At 73.0% G+C, this 16,358-nt stretch carries 17 protein-coding genes, 1 tRNA gene and 2 pseudogenes; 6 read left to right on the top strand and 14 right to left on the bottom strand.

Features of this window, described 5'->3' with window-relative positions:
- The 4 genes from MKK82_RS01235 to MKK82_RS01220 all read right to left on the bottom strand — a co-directional run.
- A partial coding sequence (locus tag MKK82_RS01235; RefSeq protein WP_243984346.1) for an AI-2E family transporter occupies positions 1-562 on the bottom strand: 562 nt, incomplete at its 3' end.
- A gap of 190 nt (positions 563-752) precedes the next feature.
- Positions 753-953 carry a hypothetical protein gene (locus MKK82_RS01230; RefSeq protein WP_238293600.1) on the bottom strand — a complete coding sequence of 67 codons (201 nt, stop codon included), beginning with the start codon at positions 951-953 and terminating at the stop codon, positions 753-755.
- 130 nt (positions 954-1,083) lie between these two features.
- Complete coding sequence (locus MKK82_RS01225; protein WP_243984344.1) at positions 1,084-1,476, bottom strand: energy transducer TonB; 393 nt, start codon at positions 1,474-1,476, stop codon at positions 1,084-1,086.
- 95 nt (positions 1,477-1,571) lie between these two features.
- Positions 1,572-1,814, bottom strand: coding sequence for a hypothetical protein (locus tag MKK82_RS01220; protein ID WP_238293604.1), 243 nt, complete (start codon positions 1,812-1,814; stop codon positions 1,572-1,574).
- Positions 1,815-2,402: 588 nt separating this feature from the next.
- Here MKK82_RS01220 and MKK82_RS01215 point away from each other — a divergent pair.
- From MKK82_RS01215 to MKK82_RS01195, 5 genes are all read left to right on the top strand, one after another.
- Positions 2,403-3,440, top strand: a complete 1,038-nt coding sequence (locus MKK82_RS01215; protein ID WP_238293606.1) for a helix-turn-helix domain-containing protein — start codon at positions 2,403-2,405, stop codon at positions 3,438-3,440.
- Between the two features lie 56 nt (positions 3,441-3,496).
- On the top strand, positions 3,497-3,868 hold the full coding sequence (locus MKK82_RS01210) for a hypothetical protein (protein ID WP_243984342.1): 372 nt from the start codon (positions 3,497-3,499) through the stop codon (positions 3,866-3,868).
- Positions 3,869-3,999: 131 nt separating this feature from the next.
- On the top strand, positions 4,000-5,358 hold the full coding sequence (locus MKK82_RS01205; RefSeq protein WP_243984340.1) for an efflux RND transporter periplasmic adaptor subunit: 1,359 nt from the start codon (positions 4,000-4,002) through the stop codon (positions 5,356-5,358).
- A gap of 12 nt (positions 5,359-5,370) precedes the next feature.
- The gene (locus tag MKK82_RS01200) at positions 5,371-8,622 is read left to right on the top strand and encodes an efflux RND transporter permease subunit (protein ID WP_243984338.1); all 3,252 of its coding nucleotides are present in this window, start codon (positions 5,371-5,373) and stop codon (positions 8,620-8,622) included.
- Positions 8,623-8,853: 231 nt separating this feature from the next.
- The gene (locus MKK82_RS01195; protein WP_243984337.1) at positions 8,854-10,875 is read left to right on the top strand and encodes a methyl-accepting chemotaxis protein; all 2,022 of its coding nucleotides are present in this window, start codon (positions 8,854-8,856) and stop codon (positions 10,873-10,875) included.
- Between the two features lie 32 nt (positions 10,876-10,907).
- Here the strand turns inward: MKK82_RS01195 and MKK82_RS01190 are convergent, their stop codons facing one another.
- From MKK82_RS01190 to MKK82_RS01165, 6 genes are all read right to left on the bottom strand, one after another.
- Positions 10,908-11,051, bottom strand: coding sequence for a hypothetical protein (locus MKK82_RS01190; protein ID WP_243984335.1), 144 nt, complete (start codon positions 11,049-11,051; stop codon positions 10,908-10,910).
- Positions 11,052-11,191: 140 nt separating this feature from the next.
- Positions 11,192-11,404 (bottom strand): molybdopterin-binding protein, encoded by a 213-nt coding sequence (locus MKK82_RS01185; RefSeq protein WP_238293616.1) that lies wholly within the window; start codon positions 11,402-11,404, stop codon positions 11,192-11,194.
- Positions 11,405-11,587: 183 nt separating this feature from the next.
- Entirely contained in the window at positions 11,588-11,878 is a 291-nt protein-coding gene (locus tag MKK82_RS01180) for a hypothetical protein (protein ID WP_238293618.1), read from the bottom strand.
- 108 nt (positions 11,879-11,986) lie between these two features.
- Positions 11,987-12,256: a DUF6894 family protein gene (locus MKK82_RS01175; RefSeq protein WP_238293620.1), complete on the bottom strand. Its 270-nt coding sequence runs from the start codon at positions 12,254-12,256 to the stop codon at positions 11,987-11,989.
- Positions 12,257-12,410: 154 nt separating this feature from the next.
- A complete protein-coding gene (locus MKK82_RS01170) occupies positions 12,411-13,541 on the bottom strand; it encodes an acyltransferase family protein (protein WP_243984333.1) in 1,131 nt (376 codons plus the stop codon).
- 172 nt (positions 13,542-13,713) lie between these two features.
- Positions 13,714-13,789, bottom strand: a tRNA-Ile gene (locus tag MKK82_RS01165).
- 584 nt (positions 13,790-14,373) lie between these two features.
- Between MKK82_RS01165 and MKK82_RS01160 the strand changes: the two genes are divergently transcribed.
- Complete coding sequence (locus tag MKK82_RS01160; protein ID WP_243984348.1) at positions 14,374-14,643, top strand: hypothetical protein; 270 nt, start codon at positions 14,374-14,376, stop codon at positions 14,641-14,643.
- Between the two features lie 183 nt (positions 14,644-14,826).
- On the opposite strand, the gene MKK82_RS01155 is transcribed toward MKK82_RS01160, so the two are convergent.
- The 4 genes and pseudogenes from MKK82_RS01155 to MKK82_RS01140 all read right to left on the bottom strand — a co-directional run.
- Positions 14,827-14,994, bottom strand: coding sequence for a LysM peptidoglycan-binding domain-containing protein (locus MKK82_RS01155; RefSeq protein WP_243984332.1), 168 nt, complete (start codon positions 14,992-14,994; stop codon positions 14,827-14,829).
- Between the two features lie 292 nt (positions 14,995-15,286).
- Positions 15,287-15,496, bottom strand: a pseudogene (locus tag MKK82_RS01150) (YidB family protein); the annotation flags it as partial.
- Between the two features lie 297 nt (positions 15,497-15,793).
- Positions 15,794-16,177: a CsbD family protein gene (locus MKK82_RS01145; protein ID WP_238293626.1), complete on the bottom strand. Its 384-nt coding sequence runs from the start codon at positions 16,175-16,177 to the stop codon at positions 15,794-15,796.
- Positions 16,178-16,259: 82 nt separating this feature from the next.
- Positions 16,260-16,358 (bottom strand): annotated as a pseudogene (locus MKK82_RS01140) (CsbD family protein); the annotation flags it as partial.

The raw sequence follows: 16,358 nt of genomic DNA, 5'->3' as shown, positions 1-16,358 counted from the left end.
CGATCGGGCCCAGCACCTTCTCGGCGAGCACCAGCGGCGAGGGCTCGGGCTCCTGCACCCGCACGAGCTGCGCCTTGGGGGTGTCGTCGCCCGGCGCGGTCGCCGCGACGGTGCCGGCGGCGTCGGCCTTCCGGGTGGCGGCGGTGACGTCGTGACTGAGGCGCTGCAGCAGCCGGTTCGCCTCCCCGAGCCAGCCCTGCTGGAGCCCCGCGACCTTCCTCTGCACGGTGGCCTGATATTGCGGCAGGTTGCCGGCCAGCCCCGCCACCTGCGTGCCGATGACCGCGCCGATGCCGCCGATCACCCCGAGGGCGAGCAGGACCGCGACGATCACCGAGGGGATGCGCCCGAGGCGCAGCCGGCGCAGCAGGTTGACGACCGGAGCCAGGACGAAGCTCAGCAGCACCGCCAGCACGAGGGGGATGAACACCTCGCGCCCGAGGTAGAGGGCCGCCACGAGGACGACCCCGACCGCGAGGGTCAGGAGGCCGCGCAGGCCGGGCACGAGGGGTGGCGGCACCTGCGCCGGCTGTCGTGGGGCGGCGCTCGGCTCGGAAGCCATGGATACTCCGGGACGGATGCGCGGACGGCCCACGCCCACGGGCAACCGCGCGGGAGCCCGGTTTGGTCCGCACCGGACGCCGCGGCCGCCCTGCGCAAACGCGACGGCGCCCGATCGAGCCTCGATCGGGCGCCGCTCCCGTTCCTCCGGCCGGCGCCGAGGCGCAGGCCGGATCCCGTCGCCGGGCGGTTCAGGCCGCCTCGCCCTCCGCGTCGTCGGCGTCCAGGATGGTCTCCAGATCGCCCACCAAGGCGTCCAGCTGGTCGGCGGTCGCCTTGAGCTTCAGCGTGGTACCGTCCTCCGTCTCGACCGCGATCTCGATGTGATCCTCGACCTTCGCGGCCAGCGCCTGCTTCACCGTGTAGGTCGTCACGTCAGCCTTGTCCGCCATGCTGTCTCCTGGGTTGGCTGTGGGCAAACCCCGGACAGGGCGCATCGATGCTGCGGCAGAAGCTCGCGACGGGCGCCCGGCGGGTGCTGGCGCGCGGGCCCGATCCGGCCGGCTCTGCCGCGGCTTCGACCTACCGGCGGTTGCGCGTGTGGCCCTCGATGACCCGTTGCCGGTGCGTCGGCACTTCGGGCCGCCGGGGGGCGCCGGCCTGCACCATCGCGCGGGGTGCCGGCCGCGGGGCCGGCAGCAGCACCGGCAGGGCCGGGCGCGTGTCGAACCGGCGCGTGTCGAACCGGGGCGCCTCGAGGATGACGGCCTCCAGCACCCGCGGCCGGGTCGAACGGGCCGGCCGGACGGTGCGGGAGGGCCACGCCGCGAGGGTCCCCAGGGCCCAGAGCCCGAGGCAGAGCAGGCCGATCAGGATCCCCTCGAGGGACGGATCCGGGCGGCTCATCAGGATTCCGGTCCCGGTGAGGGAGGCGGCGGCCGCGAAGAGCCGCGGTGTCGGATCGCCGGAGGTCATGCCGCAGCCTCGGCGCCGCCCGCTGACGGCGCGTAAATTCCACCGCTCCATTTGTCGTGAACCGGGCGATTTCCGGGGCCGAGCAAGGGCCGTCCTCAGTCGGCGAGGCTGGACGGCGGCTGCCAGGACACGCCGGGATGCTCGCGGATGTCGCCGGTCCGCGTCCCGGTATCGGCATCGCTCGTCCAGTCGCTGGGCTCGGCGAGGCCGGTGATCTCGGCGTCGGGGTAGGCGGCGGCGAGGAACAGCCGGGCCTCGCCCTCGGCCTCGGCCCTGACCGTGACGAGCGGCCCGGAGCCGCCCGTCCGGCGCACCTGGGCGATGAACAGTTTGGTCATGGTGGTCTCCGGGGTTGCGTCGTCGACGGGATCGGGGCGCCTCGGGCCCCCGGCTCCGCGCATGAGGGTTGCCGGCGCGCGGAGGGTCCGGGCTGCCGGTGCGGCCGCGAGGGCCGGCCGCGTGCGCCATCCTGTGCGGCGCCGGCCGCGCGTCGCGCACCGATTCGATCTTCCGACAAGCTTGCGGGCGGACCCGCTGTTCCCGGTCGACAGAGTCGCGGCGAACGGATCCTGCCGCGCGCCGCCCGACGCGGCCGCCGTCCTGACGGGCCCGAGGATCGTGGCCGGCGTCACACGCGCCGTGGTCACGCGGGGCGGTGCTCCCGGTCGCGCTCCCTCCCCGATGCCCCTCCCCGATGCCCCTCCCCGATGCCAACGCCTGATGCCCCTCGCGCCGCCGCGCGCGAGGCCGGACGCCGCGGGCGCGCGGATGCCGGGGGCATGCCCGAGCGGCCGGATCTCCGATCCGGCGGCGGCCCTCCGTATGGATCCGGACGCTCTTTGCGGCGCTCTTTTCAAAGAAACCGGAATCATCGTAGTCAGGCGACCTCCGCGAGCATTGTGCATCGTGGGGGCAGGACACGGGTGATGCGTTCGAATTCTGTCTTGCAACTCAGGAGCGAGAGTCCAGGCCTTGATCAGGCTGCGGCTTGGCGGGACGCGGTCGCGCCCTTCTGGACCTTCACGGTGCGCAAGGAGGATGTCGGCGCGTTCCGCGCGCAATCCCAGGTCCGCCACCTCGGCAACGCGATCCTCTGCCGGGCGGGCGCGTCCGGCCTGCGCTTCGCCCGCGATCGCGCCCTCGTGGCCCGCATGGGGGTGGATCACATCCTCGCGCATGTGCGCCTCTCCGGGCGCGCCCGGATCGCCACCGGCGGCGATGAGCGGGACTGCGCCCCGGGCGACATCTGCCTGTTCGACCTCTCGCGCCCGCTCTCCGCCAGCAGCACGGACTACGAGGCCCTCACGGTGGTGCTGCCGCGGCGGCTCTTCGGTGCCGACCGGGGCGCCCTCGACGCCCTGCACGGGGCGGTGATCCGGGGGGAGACGCCCTTCGGCGGGATGCTGAACACCCATCTGCGTGCGCTGGCCGCGCACGCGACCGGGTTCTCGGAGGGGGAGGCCGAGGCGGCCGCGCGGGCCACGGCGGTGCTGCTCGGCGCGGCGATCCCGGGCCGCTCCGACGCCGCGCGGGCCGGCGCGGCGCCGGAGAGCGCGCCGCTCCTCCTGGCCATGCGCCGCTACATCGAGGGCGAGCTGGCCTCCCCGGATCTCAATGCCGAGAGCCTCCTGGGGCGTTTCGGCGTCTCGCGCAGCGCCCTCTACCGGCTGTTCGCGCCGCTCGGCGGTGTGTCGGGCTATATCCGGCAGCGCCGGCTCGGCCGCGCCTACCGGGAACTCGCCGCGGATGACGGGCGCTTCGTCCGCATCTCCGAGGTGGCCTATCGCTGCGGGTTCGAGAGCGCCGCCCATTTCGCCCAGGCCTTCCGGGCCGAGTTCGGCTGCGCTCCCCGGGACGTCCGGGAACGGTCGGCGGCCGTCGCGGCTCCGGCGGTCGCGGATCCGCCGCCGCGGACGGAGACCTGGACCGATTTCTACGACTGGGTGCTCCGTCTGGCGGCCTGACCGGGATGGGCGGCGACACTTGTCTCGGCGGCCCCGCATCGCCCATAAGACCGGCGATGACATGCGGGGTTCGGCATAGGCGCGCTGCCCGGGCGTGCGGCTGGTGGGCGCTCGCCGCCCGCACGCTCGCGCTCGTCCTGGCCCTGACGGTCGCCGCGCCGGGAATTGGTCTCGCGGCGGATCTCGCCTTCCACGCGGGCGGGCATCACGGCCGGACCGCGGGTCTGGTCCTCGACGCCCCGGCCGCGCCCGCGGATGTCGACCCCGGTCTGGGCGCGCACCTCCATTGCGGCTGCCATCAGGCCGCGCGCCTGGAGGCGGCCGACGTCGCTCCCCCGCCCCTCCCCGGCCGGCCCCTGCCGGCGGCCCTCGTCCAGGGCCGCCCCTCCGTGATCCCCGACCGTCTGCCGCGGCCCCCGCGCGCGTGAGCTGACGCCGCCCGCGGGCGGTGTCCGCCCGGACGCCGAAGCGGCTCCGGGTTCGCCCTCACGCGACACCTGAACGGGACCCTCCGGAGCCGCCGCGCGGCGGCCCGCCGTCCCGGCCGAGCGGCTTTCCCATGCGCATCCCCCTGTCCGTAACCCTTGTTGCGACCCTTGCCGCGACCCCTGCCGCGACCCTCGCGGCGGCCTTGCTGGCCGCCAGCATCGCCCCCGGCGCCGCCGTCCCCGCCCTGCCCGATCACCTCCGGCGGACTCTCGCGTCCGCCGGGCTCGCCCCCTCCCCGGCCGGCGGCGGCCACGATCAGGAACGGGACCACGCTCACGCCCCGGATCGGCCCGAGGCTCCGCACGCGGACCACGCCCACGGCGGCGACGGAGCCCACGATCCGGGCACGATCCGGATGCGGCGCGATCAGGTGACGGGCCAGGGCATCGTCACCCGGACGGTGGCGGGCGGCACCCTGGCGCGCCACCTCCTCGTGCCCGGCACCATCACCCCCGACACCGACCGGATCGCCCGCGTCCCGTCCCGGGTGGTCGGGACCGTCGCGGAGATGCGCAAGCGCCTCGGCGACGCCGTGCAGAAGGACGAGATCGTCGCCGTCCTCGACAGCCGCGAGGTCGCCGACGCCAAGAGCGAGTACCTCACCGCCCAGGTCCAGGCCGAGCTGCAGACGATCAACTTCGAGCGGCAGCAGAAGCTGCTCGCCTCGCGCAGCGCCTCGGAGGCCGCCTTCGAGAACGCCCGCGCCGCCTACCTGGAGAACCGGCTGCGCGTCGACCTCGCCCGCCAGAAACTGTCGGCCCTGGGCCTCGACGCCGCCGAGGTGGCGGCCGCCCAGAAGCGCGACGAGGCCACGCCGACCCAGTCGAGCCTGCGCCGCTACCCCCTGCGGGCGCCCCTCGCCGGCCGGATCGTCGAGCGGCGGGTCGATGTCGGCACTGCGGTCGGCAAGGAGGGCGACCCGGCCGACCTCTACACGGTGGCGGACCTCTCCACGGTCTGGATCGAGCTCTCGGTGCCGACCCTCGATCTCGCCCAGGTGCGCGAGGGTGCCCGGGTCACGGTGACGCCGGGCCGGGCGGGCGAGGCGGATCGTCGTGCGGAGGGCCGCGTGATCTTCGTGAGCCCCTTCCTCAACCCCGACACCCGCTCGGCCCGGGTGGTGGTGGCCCTGCCGAACCCCGATTTCGCCTGGCGGCCCGGCACCTTCGTCACCGCCGAGGTCGACATCGCGCAGGACGCGGTCCCGGTCCGGATCCCCAAGGCGGCCGTCCAGACGATCGCGGGCCGGAGCGTGGTCTTCGTGCGCACGGCCGACAGCTTCGAGAAGCGCGCCGTCGACCTGGGCCGCTCCGACGACGAGGCCTACGAGGTCACCGCCGGGCTCGAGCCCGGCGCCGAGATCGCGGTCGGCAACACCTTCCTGCTGAAGGCCGAGCTCGGCAAGGCCGATGCCGGCCACGACCATTGAGGAGCCGGGCCGATGATCCGCCACATCCTCGCCGTCGCGGTCCGCCAGCGCTGGCTGGTGCTGCTCCTCGTGCTGCTGGCGGCTTGCTTCGGCGCCGTCGCGCTGACGCGGCTGCCCATCGACGCCGTGCCCGACATCACCAACAACCAGGTGCAGATCAACACCCTGGCCCCGGCCCTGTCGCCGGTCGACGTCGAGCGGCAGGTCACCTACCCGGTGGAGACGGCCCTCGCCGGCATCAAGGGCCTCGAATACACGCGCTCGCTGTCGCGCAACGGCTTCTCGCAGGTCACCGCGGTCTTCGCCGAGGAACTCGACATCTACTTCGCCCGCCAGCAGGTCGCCGAGCGCCTCGCCCAGGTGCGGGAGGATCTGCCGCCGGGCGTCGAGCCGCGGATGGGGCCGATCTCCACGGGGCTCGGCGAGGTGACGATGTGGTCGGTGCAGTACGCGCCGCCGGGTGAGCGCACGACCGTGCCGGCGGGAAAGCCGGGCTGGCAGCCGGACGGGCGCTACCGCACCCCGGAGGGGCAGGACCTCCGCACCGAGCTGGAGCAGGTCGCCTACCTGCGCACGGTCCAGGACTGGATCATCCGGCCGCAGATCAAGGCGGTGCCGGGGATCGCGGGGGTCGACGGGATCGGCGGGTTCGAGAAGCAGTACCACGTCCAGCCCGACCCGACGAAGCTCACCGCCCTCGACCTCTCCTTCGCGGACGTCGCCCGGGCGCTCCAGGCCAACAACGCCAACCAGGGCGCCCGCTACCTGGAGGACAACGGCGAGAGCTACGTGGTGCGGGCGGCCGGGCGCCTGGAGGATCCGGAGGCGATCGCCGACGTGGTTGTCACCAGCCGCGGCGGCGTGCCGGTGCGGATCCGCGACGTCGCCACGGTGCGGATCGGGCGCGACCTGCGCACCGGATCGGCCAGCGAGAACGGGCGGGAGACCGTGATCGGCACCGCCCTGATGCGGATCGGCGAGAACAGCCGCACCGTCGCGGCCGCCGTCGACGCCCGCCTGGACCAGATCCGGCGCGCCCTGCCCCCCGGCATCGTCGTCCAGACCCTTCTCGACCGGCGGCAGCTGGTCGAGGCCACGATCCGGACGGTGGCCAGGAACCTCGCGGAGGGGGCGGCCCTCGTCATCGTCGTCCTGTTCCTGCTGCTCGGCAACATCCGGGCGGCGCTCATCGCCGCGCTGGTGATCCCGGTCGCCATGCTGATGACGGTGACCGGCATGGTCGAGGGAAAGATCTCGGCCAACCTGATGAGCCTGGGGGCCCTCGATTTCGGGCTCATCGTCGACGGGGCGGTGATCGTCACCGAGAACGCGCTGCGCCACCTCGCCGAGCGGCAGCGCGCGATCGGGCGGGCGCTCGACCTGGAGGAGCGCCTGGAGACGGTGCGGGCGTCGGCCGAGGAGATGATCAAGCCGTCGCTCTACGGGCAGGCGATCATCATCCTGGTCTACGTCCCGCTCCTGACCTTCACGGGGGTCGAGGGCAAGATGTTCCAGCCCATGGCGGCGACCGTCATCCTCGCCCTGGCGGCGGCCTTCGTGCTGTCGCTGACCTTCGTGCCGGCCCTGATCGCCATCGCGCTGACCGGCCGGGTCGCCGAGGCGGAGAACCCGCTGATGCGCAGCCTGACGGCGCTCTACCGGCCGGTCCTCGCCGCCGCGATCCGCGCGCCCGCCCCGTTCGTCGGGGCGGCGCTGCTCCTCCTCGCGGGCGCGGGCCTGCTCGCCGCCCGGCTCGGGACCGAGTTCATCCCGCTCCTCGACGAGAAGAGCATCGCGCTGAACGCCACCCGGATCCCCTCCACGTCCCTCACCCAGTCGCAGGCGATGCAGCTCACGGTCGAGCGGACGATCGCGACGTTCCCGCAGGTCGCCTACGTGTTCTCGAAGACCGGCACCGCCGAGGTCGCCACCGACCCGATGCCGCCGAACTCGTCCGACACCTTCGTGATGCTCAAGCCGCAGGCGGACTGGCCCGACCCGGCCCTGTCGAAGGCCGCGCTGCAGGAGCGGATCGAGGCGGCCCTAAACGAGCTCGCCGGCAACGTCTACGAGTTCTCCCAGCCGATCCAGCTGCGCTTCAACGAGCTGCTCGCCGGGACCCGGGGCGACCTCGCCGTGAAGGTGTTCGGCGACGCCTTCGAGCCGATGCTGGAGACCGCCAACAGGATCGCCGCGATCCTGCGCGGGATCGAGGGCGCCGACGACGTGAAGGTCGAGCAGATCGCCGGCCTGCCGGTCTTCGAGATCCGGATCGACCGGACCGAGGCGGCGCGGCTGGGCCTCAGCACCGGGGCGATCCAGGACGTCATCGGCGCCGCCATGGGCGGCCGGGATGCCGGATTCGTGTTCGAGGGCGACCGGCGCGTGCCGATCATCGTGCGCCTGACCGATCAGGTCCGCGAGGACCGGGAGGCGCTGGAGAACCTGCCCGTGCCCCTCCCCCCGGGGGCGAACGGCCGGGCCGCCTCCGTGCTTCTGCGGCAGGTGGCGCAGTTCTCGGTCAGCGAGGGACCGAACCAGATCAGCCGCGAGAACGGCCGGCGCCGGGTCGTGGTCACCGCCAACGTCCGCGGACGCGACATCGGCTCGCTGGTGGCGGAGGCGCAAGCACAGGTCGCCGCGCAGGTGGCCCTGCCGGCGGGCTCCTCCGTGACCTGGGGCGGCCAGTTCGAGAACCTCGCCTCGGCCCAGGCACGCCTGACCGTGGTGGTGCCGGTGTGCTTCTTCCTGATCTTCCTGCTGCTCACCTCGGCGCTGGGGGGCGCGCGGGACGCGCTCCTGGTGTTCAGCGCCGTGCCCCTGGCGCTCACCGGCGGCATCGCGGCCCTGTGGCTGCGGGGGATGCCGCTCTCGGTGCCGGCCGCGGTCGGGTTCATCGCCCTCTCGGGCGTGGCGGTGCTCAACGGCCTCGTGATGCTGACCCTCATCAAGCAGCGCGTCGCCGACGGCCGGCCCCTGCGGGCGGCGATCCAAGAGGGGGCCCTCACCCGGCTGCGGCCGGTGGCGATGACCGCCCTCGTCGCCTCGCTGGGCTTCGTGCCGATGGCGCTCGCCACCGGGACGGGGGCGGAGGTGCAGCGGCCGCTGGCCACCGTGGTGATCGGCGGGCTGATCAGCGCGACCCTGCTGACCCTGGTGGTGCTGCCGGCTCTGTACGGGCGGTTCGGCCCGACCGGCCGAGCCGAATCCCCCGAACGGTCGCAGGATCCTGACCCTATAGGCGGGCATGTCCGTGGCGCATGAGCTCGGTCGCGGACGCGCACGCGCCGAAGATGCGGTCGGTAACGTGGCTGTATCGACGAAATATTGTAATCGAAATACCTGATCGTCCTAATGGTGAAGCTTCTCCATCGCGCGGCACATAACTGTAAGATGTAAAATGATCATATGTATTCAATAGGATTGACAGGATTCGACCGTGAACTCTATGACGGGTCATTCAGATCGTAACCGACCCGCGACGGAACTGTTGTCATGAAATTCGGCATCCGCTGGAGGTTATATATAGGTTTTGCTCTGCTTGTTCTGCTGGCCGCCGGCATCGGCGGATATTCGATCCACCAGCAGGCGGTGATCGACGAACAATACGCCCTCCGCGGCCGCCTGGAGCTGATCGCGCGGACGATCTTCTCGGTCGGCAACCTCGCCTCGCGTCTGACGGGTCAGGCCGAGCAGTACCGGCTCGCCCCGATGCCGGAACGGATCGCCGACCTGGAGCGGACGCGACGCGAGATCGAGGAGACCGGCGCCACGCTCATCGATCTGGCGTTCGTGGATGAGCGGCGCCGGGTATACGAGGAAATCCGCGACGCCGCCCGGAGCCTGAAGCCGGAGCTGGAACGCCTCAGGGCCGCGGGCACCTCCCTGATCCACGCCAAGCAGCAGCTGTTTGCGGGCGGCGACGAGCTGACCGGCGCCACCAATACCCTGGTGGCCGCGGTGCGCGCCCAGGCCGGAGGGGCCCCGGGCGGGGCGCAGGGCGGGGCGCTGTTCGGGTCGGCCCAGACGGTCGAGGCCGCCATGCTGCTGGTCCGCGTCGCCAACTGGCGCTTCCTGGCGACGCTCGATCCGAACGGTCCGGCCACGTTCGCCAAGAGCGTCGAGAAGGCGGAATCCGCCCTCAAGGCCTTCACGGAGGGGGACGGGAGTGCCGCCTTCGCGACCCCGGCCCGGGCCGTCACGCAGAGCCTGGCCGCCTACGGCAGCAACTTCCGGGCGACGGCGCGCGCCCTGGACGAGCTGAAGGCCGCATTCGAGACCGGCATCAAGCCGCTGGCGCGCGCGATCGATGAGCGCAGCCTCGCGGCACGCGACATGATCAACCGCGCGGTCGCGGACAACGCCCGCGCGGTCGAGACGACCGTGGCGCGCGCGCGCTGGATCCAGATCACCCTCGTCGTCCTGACGCTGGTCCTGGGCGGTGTGCTGGCGGTGCTGATCGCCGGCAGCATCATCGGGCCGATCGCCGGCATGATCGCCGCGATGGGCCGTCTCGCGGCCGGCGACACCGCCGTGGCGGTGCCCTCGCAGGACGCCGCCGGCGAGATGGGCGCCATGGCCAGGGCCGTGGACGTGTTCCGCCAGAACGCCCGCGCCCGGGCCGAGCTGGAGGCCGCCCAGGCGGCCGAGCAGGAGGCCCGCCGGCACCGGGCCGCGCGGATCGACCAGCTCGTCCACGCCTTCCAGCACACGGTCGCCGGCTCCCTGGACATCGTGACCGCGGCGGCCACCGAACTCGACGCCACCGCCCGCTCCATGACCCGGGTGGCCGACGACACCAACAGCCAGGCGGTGGCCTCCAGCGCGGCGGCCGAGCAGACCGCGTCCAACGTCCGGACGGTGGCGGCGGCGGCCGAGGAGATGGTGTCGTCGCTGCAGGAGATCGAGCGGCAGGTGATGCGCGCCAACGCGGTCGCCGCCGACGCCGCCCGGGAGGCCGAGGCGACCAACACCGCCATGGCCAGCCTCCGCGGGGCGGCCGAGCAGATCGGCGCGGCGGTGACGACCATCGCGGGCATCGCCGGGCAGACCAACCTCCTCGCCCTCAACGCCACCATCGAGGCGGCGCGGGCCGGCGAGGCCGGCCGCGGCTTCGCGGTGGTGGCCGCGGAGGTGAAGGCGCTGGCGGACCAGACCGCCGGCGCCACCGACGAGATCGGCGGGCAGATCGCGGCGATCCAGGCGGCGACGGCGCGGGCCGCGGAGGCGATGGCGCAGATCGCGCGCACGATCGCGAGCGTGAGCGAGATCAGCGGCGCGATCGCCGCGACCGTGGTGGAGCAGACGGCGGCCACGGGCGAGATCTCGCGCAACGCCGGGGAGGCGGCCAGGGGCACGCAGGACGTCTCGGGCACGGTGGCCCGGGTCCGGGCGGCCGCGGGGGAGACCGGGGGGGCGGCCGCGCAGGTGCGCGATGCCGCTGCCGCGCTCGCCGCGCAGGCGATGGCCGTCAAGGGCGAGGTCGACGGCTTCCTGCACGACATCCAGGCCGCCTGAGGCCGCGCCGCATGTTCCGGGGCCGGCTTCCGTCAGGCCGGAAGCAGGTGGAGCATGCCGCCGAACAGCCCGAGCGCCCCGATGCCGATCAAGCCCGCGGCGATGTACAGGCGCATCCGGCTGTCCGTGACGTCCGGTGACAGGTGGTCGTCTTCGGGCGGGTCAAACCAATCCATCGGGTGAATGCATCCGGTCGTCGCATCGGGGCCAGGGCGGAAGGCGCCGCCCTAGGCCAGCCCGATGACGGCTGGATGACCGATCCGCCGCAGCGGAGGGCGGGCCTCGCGGCCCCGCCGGTGCGAATCCTGTGCCGCCGCTACGGCTTCACGAGCAGCACGTTCACCGCCTTCGCGAGCACGTGGACCGTGTCGCCTTCCTTGAGACCCAACTCCAGCAGCGAGTCGAGCGTCATCACCGAGGCCATCCGGTAGGTGGTGCCGACCAGCTCCACCTCGACCTGGGCCATCAGATCCCCGCGCTTGATCGCCGTCACCGTGGCGGGGATGTCGTTGCGCGCGCCGTGCTTCATGGATCCTCCTCCGACGCAGCCGTCGCGGCTGCCCGCTGACCTCACGCGAGGCCGGCGGAGGACGCCAACCGGCTTCCTCCGGGCTTCCTCCGGGCTTCGCTCAGGCTTCCCCCGATGCGGGCTCGCCGCCCGCGCGGTCGACGCGATCGCGCCACGGCAGGCGGCCGCGGCGCGCCGTGGCGGTCAGCGGCTGCCCGAGGCGCCCGCGGCTCCGCCGTTGCCCTGCTGGAAGCCGGCCGCGTTGGGCGGTCCCTGCATCCGGCCATCCTGCTTCGGCATCTCCGAACCCGGAGCACCGGTCTTGGCCGAGCCGGTCGTGTCGCTCTTCCCGGTGAAGCCGGCCGCGTTCGGCGAGCCCTGCATGCGGGGACCGCGCGGGGCATCGCCGCCGGCCGCGCCGGTTTCCCCGGCGGCCAGCGCCGCGGAACCCGTCGCCAGGAGGCCGGCGGCCACGATCGAAATCAATGTCTTCATGTGCGTGCCCTCGCGTGTTTCCTCATGCCGCCTCTCGGGGGGCGGCACGGGGGCAACGCCGGCGGCCGGATCCCGTTCACGGCACGCGGCGGGCGGTCTCCAGGGCCGCTACCGGACCGGACCGGTCTCGGCGACGGCCGCGCCGTCGAGCCTCAGGCCCGCGTAGGTCAGAGTGGCGGTGTAGACGACCGTCCCGGTCTCGTCGCGGACCAGCACGGTGAAGGCTTGGTTGTCGCCGTCTCCGGGGATGATCCAGCGCGCGATCTCCGGCAGGCTGATCATCGCTTCCCGGCGGGCGGCATCGCAATCCGCGCAATCCGTTCCCTCGGTATCGGGCAGGAACTGTCCGTCGTTGATGTCGAAGAAATAGCGGGGCAATCAACCCCTCCGTGCGCTGCATCTACAGAGGCAACCCACGGTCAAGGGACCGGTTCTCGGCCCGCTCCAACAGGCGGTGCCGGCCGCGCGCCGCGCCACCCTGGAGCGCCGCGACGGCGTGGGTCACGCAGGCGGGGGCCTCAGCGGCGGCCGGTCAGGTCTGCGGCCCGGGGACCGCCGCGGGCGCCAGGGTGCGGCGCCCGAACCGGATCCCGTGGGCGAGCCGCCGGCCGGGCTTCTCGATCAGGCGGAAGGTCGCCGCCGAGATCAGCACGGTGCAGGGGATCAGGATGACGGCCGAGAGCAGGTGGGGATGCGGGATCTGCCAGCCCTCGAGCATCCGCAGGACCGGCGGCTTCAGGTGATCCAGGACCGGCCGGTGGACCAGGTAGATCGAGTACGACAGGATGCCGAGCCCGTGGAGCGGGCGCGATCCCAGGATCCGGGCCGCGACGCCCCTGCCGGCCGCGAGCGCCATGATCAGGGGGATGAACAGCAGCACCAGGATCACGTCCGCGTCCGGCCGCGTCAGGAGCAGGATCGCGGCGACGGCCAGCGCATCGCCCACGAACCCGCGTTCGGCGACGCGGCGCAGGGGCGAAACCGCCATGAGGCGCCACGCGAGCAGCCCGAGGCAGAATTCGATCGCGCAGCGCACGAGGGGAAAGGCGGTCTCCCCCATGTAGAGGTCGAGGGGGCCGAAACGGACGGTCTGCTGCGCGGCGGCGTCGGGGACGGCCGCGAGGGCGCAGAGCCCGACCGCGCCGATAGCGGCGAGCACGGCGGCGATGCGCGCGGCCCCGAAGCTCAGGACCGACACGAGGCAGGGGAACAGGACGTAGGCGAAGAACTCCGTGCTGATCGACCAGCCGGGTCCGTTGATGCTGTGGCCGATGCCCCAGGCCTGAACCAGGAGGAGGTTCGATCCCACCGCCAGCCAGGACGGTTCCGGCAGCAGGTCCCGGGATTCCCGATCCACCGCGTAGAGGATCAGGCACGCCACGCTCGTGACGGCGTAGAGCGGGTAGACGCGCGCGAGACGCCGCGCCAGGAAGCGCCCGTAGGTCGGAGCCTCGAAGCCCCCCCGGAAATCCTGACCGTAGGTCAGGGCCATGACGTATCCGCTCAGCACGAAGAACAGGTCGACCGCCAGATACCCGTGCTTGAGGACGGCGCCGGCCGCGCCGGAGCCGGCGCCCAGGGCGAGGTAGTGATAGGCGACCACGCAGCAGGCGGCGACACCGCGGATCCCGGTCAGGGACTTGATCTCGCGCTGTGAAGTCATTGCCGCACGGGGTCGCCTGTTCGGTCGTCGACCTTACGGGACCTGGCGTTAAGGGTTCGTGGCAAGATCCTCTGCCGACGAGGGCGTCTTCCGATGGAGGCCGCGCCGACGGCTGTGCCGGTGCGGCCGTCCGACGCCGTCGGAGTCGCGAGGGCCGCGAACGCGAGGCCCATGGTGGGCCCGGCAGGACTCGAACCTGCAACCAGACCGTTATGAGCGGTCGGCTCTAACCATTGAGCTACAGGCCCTGCGCTCTTGCGGCCGCCGTGGAGAGATACCCGACGCGGCCGTTCGCGTCACCCCGGATTCCGGCGGATTCGCCGTCGCTTCCCGCCACCCCGATGCCCGGGACCGGACGACGGCCATCGCCGGGGCGGCGCCTCGGCTGGGCCGTCAGGCCATGGCCACGACGGACCGGCGCCGACGTCCCACTCCGCTCGTCTGTCGGAGGCCGGTGAGCGAGCAGGTATGTCGTCCCGACGACCCGTCGGCCGCGAGACCGCCCGATATCGAGACCGTGCGGCGTGGAGGCCTGGGGTTCCGTGTGGCAGAGACCCTCGCGCCCGCTCGGACATCGCCCGCTCAAACATCGCCCTCTTCGGCTCGCGAGGCAGACGGCGATCTTCGTTCGCGGTGTCGACGGATGGCGTTCAAGCAATATTCATGTTCAGACGCATGGGCATGTTGCGCGATTAGTTGACCGCAACGTCGTGTGTCCGCATAATTCAAGGGCGTATTCTCTTTAAAATTTGCGCGGCGACATCTTTCAAAGGGTGAGGGGCTGATTACATCGCTGTCGCGGCTCCGATGCCGCGGAGGGATGAATACCATGATGACGCGTGTCGCAGTGGCCGCCATGGCGGCGGGTGCCCTGATGGCCGCCGGTCAGGCGGCTGAAGCGAAGGGCTGCATCAAGGGCGCCATCGTCGGCGGCATCGCCGGTCATTACGCCGGGCATGGCGTTCTCGGCGCTGTCGGAGGCTGTGCGGCGGGCCGTGCCCTGGCCAATCGGCAGGCCGAGCGCCAGCAGGCCGCTCCGGCCCCGAGCGTCAACGGCGCGGCGCGCCCCGCCCGGGGCGCCGGCGGCTACGTCGGCTACTGACCGCAGGGTGGCGCCGCGCGGGTGCGCGGCGCCACCCTGCCCGCGTTCAGACCGCGGTCGCACGAGCCCGGGGGGCCGGCGCTGCTGGGCCTGCCGGATTCCACCGGCGCGTCCCACCGGCACGGGTTGCGGGCCAATCCTATCCCCCGCGCGTCGTTTCCCGGGCTGTGGCAGGGAGTCCGGTCAGGGTTTCCGGTCAGGGGATCCCGTGCCGGGCAGCACGAGGACCTGCCCGGGATCGATGAGGTCCGGATCGCGGATCTGCTCCTGGGTGGCGTCGTAGATCAGAGTGTAGCGCTCGCCCTCGCCGGAGATGCGCCGGCTGATCCTCCACAGGCTGTCGCCCGGCACGATGCGCGGCGTCTCGATCCCGGGGACCTGGACACCCGAAGCGCCTGACCCGGCCCCGGGCGTGCCTTTCGCGGCCAGACTGCCGATGCCGGAGGGTTGTCCCGCACCACTGCGCGCCGCTGCGGCAACGCCGCTCCGGTCCGACGTTTCCGGCCCGGCGACCGCACCGGCCGGGCCCTGTGGCGCGGCGGAACAGCCCGTCCCGTCGTCATGGCCCCGTGGATGGGACTGACTGAGACCGGCGCCCGTTGGGTGCGCGCCCGACCGGGGGCGTGGCCTCTGCCTCCGGCCGTCAGGCGAAGCGGCGTCCGTCGGTCGCGTAGCGGCCGAGGGCAGCCCGCGCGGCAGGCGCGCGGATCTCGAAGCGATCCACGCCGGTCTGCCGCGTGAGGTGGTCGACGGTCATCGGGTCGATGGCACGCGCCCGGCCCGCCTCCGGCATGGCCCTGCTGGCGCCCGGGTTGACCCAGGAGTTCGCCGCTTCGCCGTGGCCGCCCGTGGTGAAAGGCTCGACGCGCTCGGCCGGCCCGCTGGGATCCGGCCGCCGACATCCGCCGAGCCGAGATCGCCGAGCCTGGACCTGCCGAGCCTGGACCTGCCGAGCCGACGCCGCCGAGCACCCGTTCGGGGTTGGACGGCATGGCCGAGCCGGTCCGCGTCGGCTTGGCGGTCAGTAGCCTCGGCGCGGCGGCGTGGCCGCGCGGCCGGTGACGCGGCGCGTGACGAAGGCGATGAGCCTCGGCAGCAGGAAGGCGGTGAGAAGCTTGCGGATCATGGGGTTCTCCAGGGTTGCGTGCGCTCAGCGCGAGGGACGGGCGAGCCAGCCCAGCACGAAGGCGACGCCGACGAAGGCCAGCAGCGTCGGGGTGCGGTTGGTGTCGGCGTAGCGGACGGCGCGCCGGCCGTGGGTCTGTACCCGGCGGCGGGCCTCCTCGGCGTAGTGACGGCCGTCCTCGATGAGGTCGTCGGCCCGCTCACGCGCCTCGTGGGCGAGATGGCGGCCGTCCTCGGCGAGGTCCTCGGCCCGGTCACGGGCACGGCCATAGGCGTACTGGGCGCCGCCGGCCACTTGGTTGACGGCTCCGCGCAGCTGCCGGCCCGGATCGCCGGACAGCCCGCCGAGCGTGGTCTGCGCGCGGCCCTTGAGGTGACGGGATGCGCCACGGATCTGGTCGCGGTTCATGAGGGTCTCCTGTGTCGGGTTGGAACATGCCCGGCCGGTAGGCCGGGGCAGCGCCGGCGCGGCCGGCGCCGTGGGGGCGCGCTCAGCGCCGTCCGGTGACGGTCTCGGCCAGGGACTTGGCGCCGTCCTTGACGTCGCCGACCGTCTTCTGCGCCTCGCCCTTCAGCTCCTGCGCCTGGCC

It is taken from the genome of Methylobacterium sp. E-046 (genome assembly GCF_022829625.1).
In the GTDB taxonomy this organism is placed as follows: Bacteria; Pseudomonadota; Alphaproteobacteria; order Rhizobiales; family Beijerinckiaceae; genus Methylobacterium; species Methylobacterium longum.
The sequence above is the reverse complement of the archived record's forward strand: the minus strand, read 5'-3'. Positions and strand labels throughout refer to the sequence as shown.

Coding starts and splice junctions, on each gene's coding strand:
- MKK82_RS01230 (WP_238293600.1), bottom strand. CDS start 953: ATGGCGGACAAGGCTGACGTGACGACCTACACGGTGAAGCAGGCGCTG.
- MKK82_RS01225 (WP_243984344.1), bottom strand. CDS start 1,476: ATGACCTCCGGCGATCCGACACCGCGGCTCTTCGCGGCCGCCGCCTCC.
- MKK82_RS01220 (WP_238293604.1), bottom strand. CDS start 1,814: ATGACCAAACTGTTCATCGCCCAGGTGCGCCGGACGGGCGGCTCCGGG.
- MKK82_RS01215 (WP_238293606.1), top strand. CDS start 2,403: ATGCGTTCGAATTCTGTCTTGCAACTCAGGAGCGAGAGTCCAGGCCTT.
- MKK82_RS01210 (WP_243984342.1), top strand. CDS start 3,497: ATGACATGCGGGGTTCGGCATAGGCGCGCTGCCCGGGCGTGCGGCTGG.
- MKK82_RS01205 (WP_243984340.1), top strand. CDS start 4,000: ATGCGCATCCCCCTGTCCGTAACCCTTGTTGCGACCCTTGCCGCGACC.
- MKK82_RS01200 (WP_243984338.1), top strand. CDS start 5,371: ATGATCCGCCACATCCTCGCCGTCGCGGTCCGCCAGCGCTGGCTGGTG.
- MKK82_RS01195 (WP_243984337.1), top strand. CDS start 8,854: ATGAAATTCGGCATCCGCTGGAGGTTATATATAGGTTTTGCTCTGCTT.
- MKK82_RS01190 (WP_243984335.1), bottom strand. CDS start 11,051: ATGGATTGGTTTGACCCGCCCGAAGACGACCACCTGTCACCGGACGTC.
- MKK82_RS01185 (WP_238293616.1), bottom strand. CDS start 11,404: ATGAAGCACGGCGCGCGCAACGACATCCCCGCCACGGTGACGGCGATC.
- MKK82_RS01180 (WP_238293618.1), bottom strand. CDS start 11,878: ATGAAGACATTGATTTCGATCGTGGCCGCCGGCCTCCTGGCGACGGGT.
- MKK82_RS01170 (WP_243984333.1), bottom strand. CDS start 13,541: ATGACTTCACAGCGCGAGATCAAGTCCCTGACCGGGATCCGCGGTGTC.
- MKK82_RS01160 (WP_243984348.1), top strand. CDS start 14,374: ATGACGCGTGTCGCAGTGGCCGCCATGGCGGCGGGTGCCCTGATGGCC.
- MKK82_RS01145 (WP_238293626.1), bottom strand. CDS start 16,177: ATGAACCGCGACCAGATCCGTGGCGCATCCCGTCACCTCAAGGGCCGC.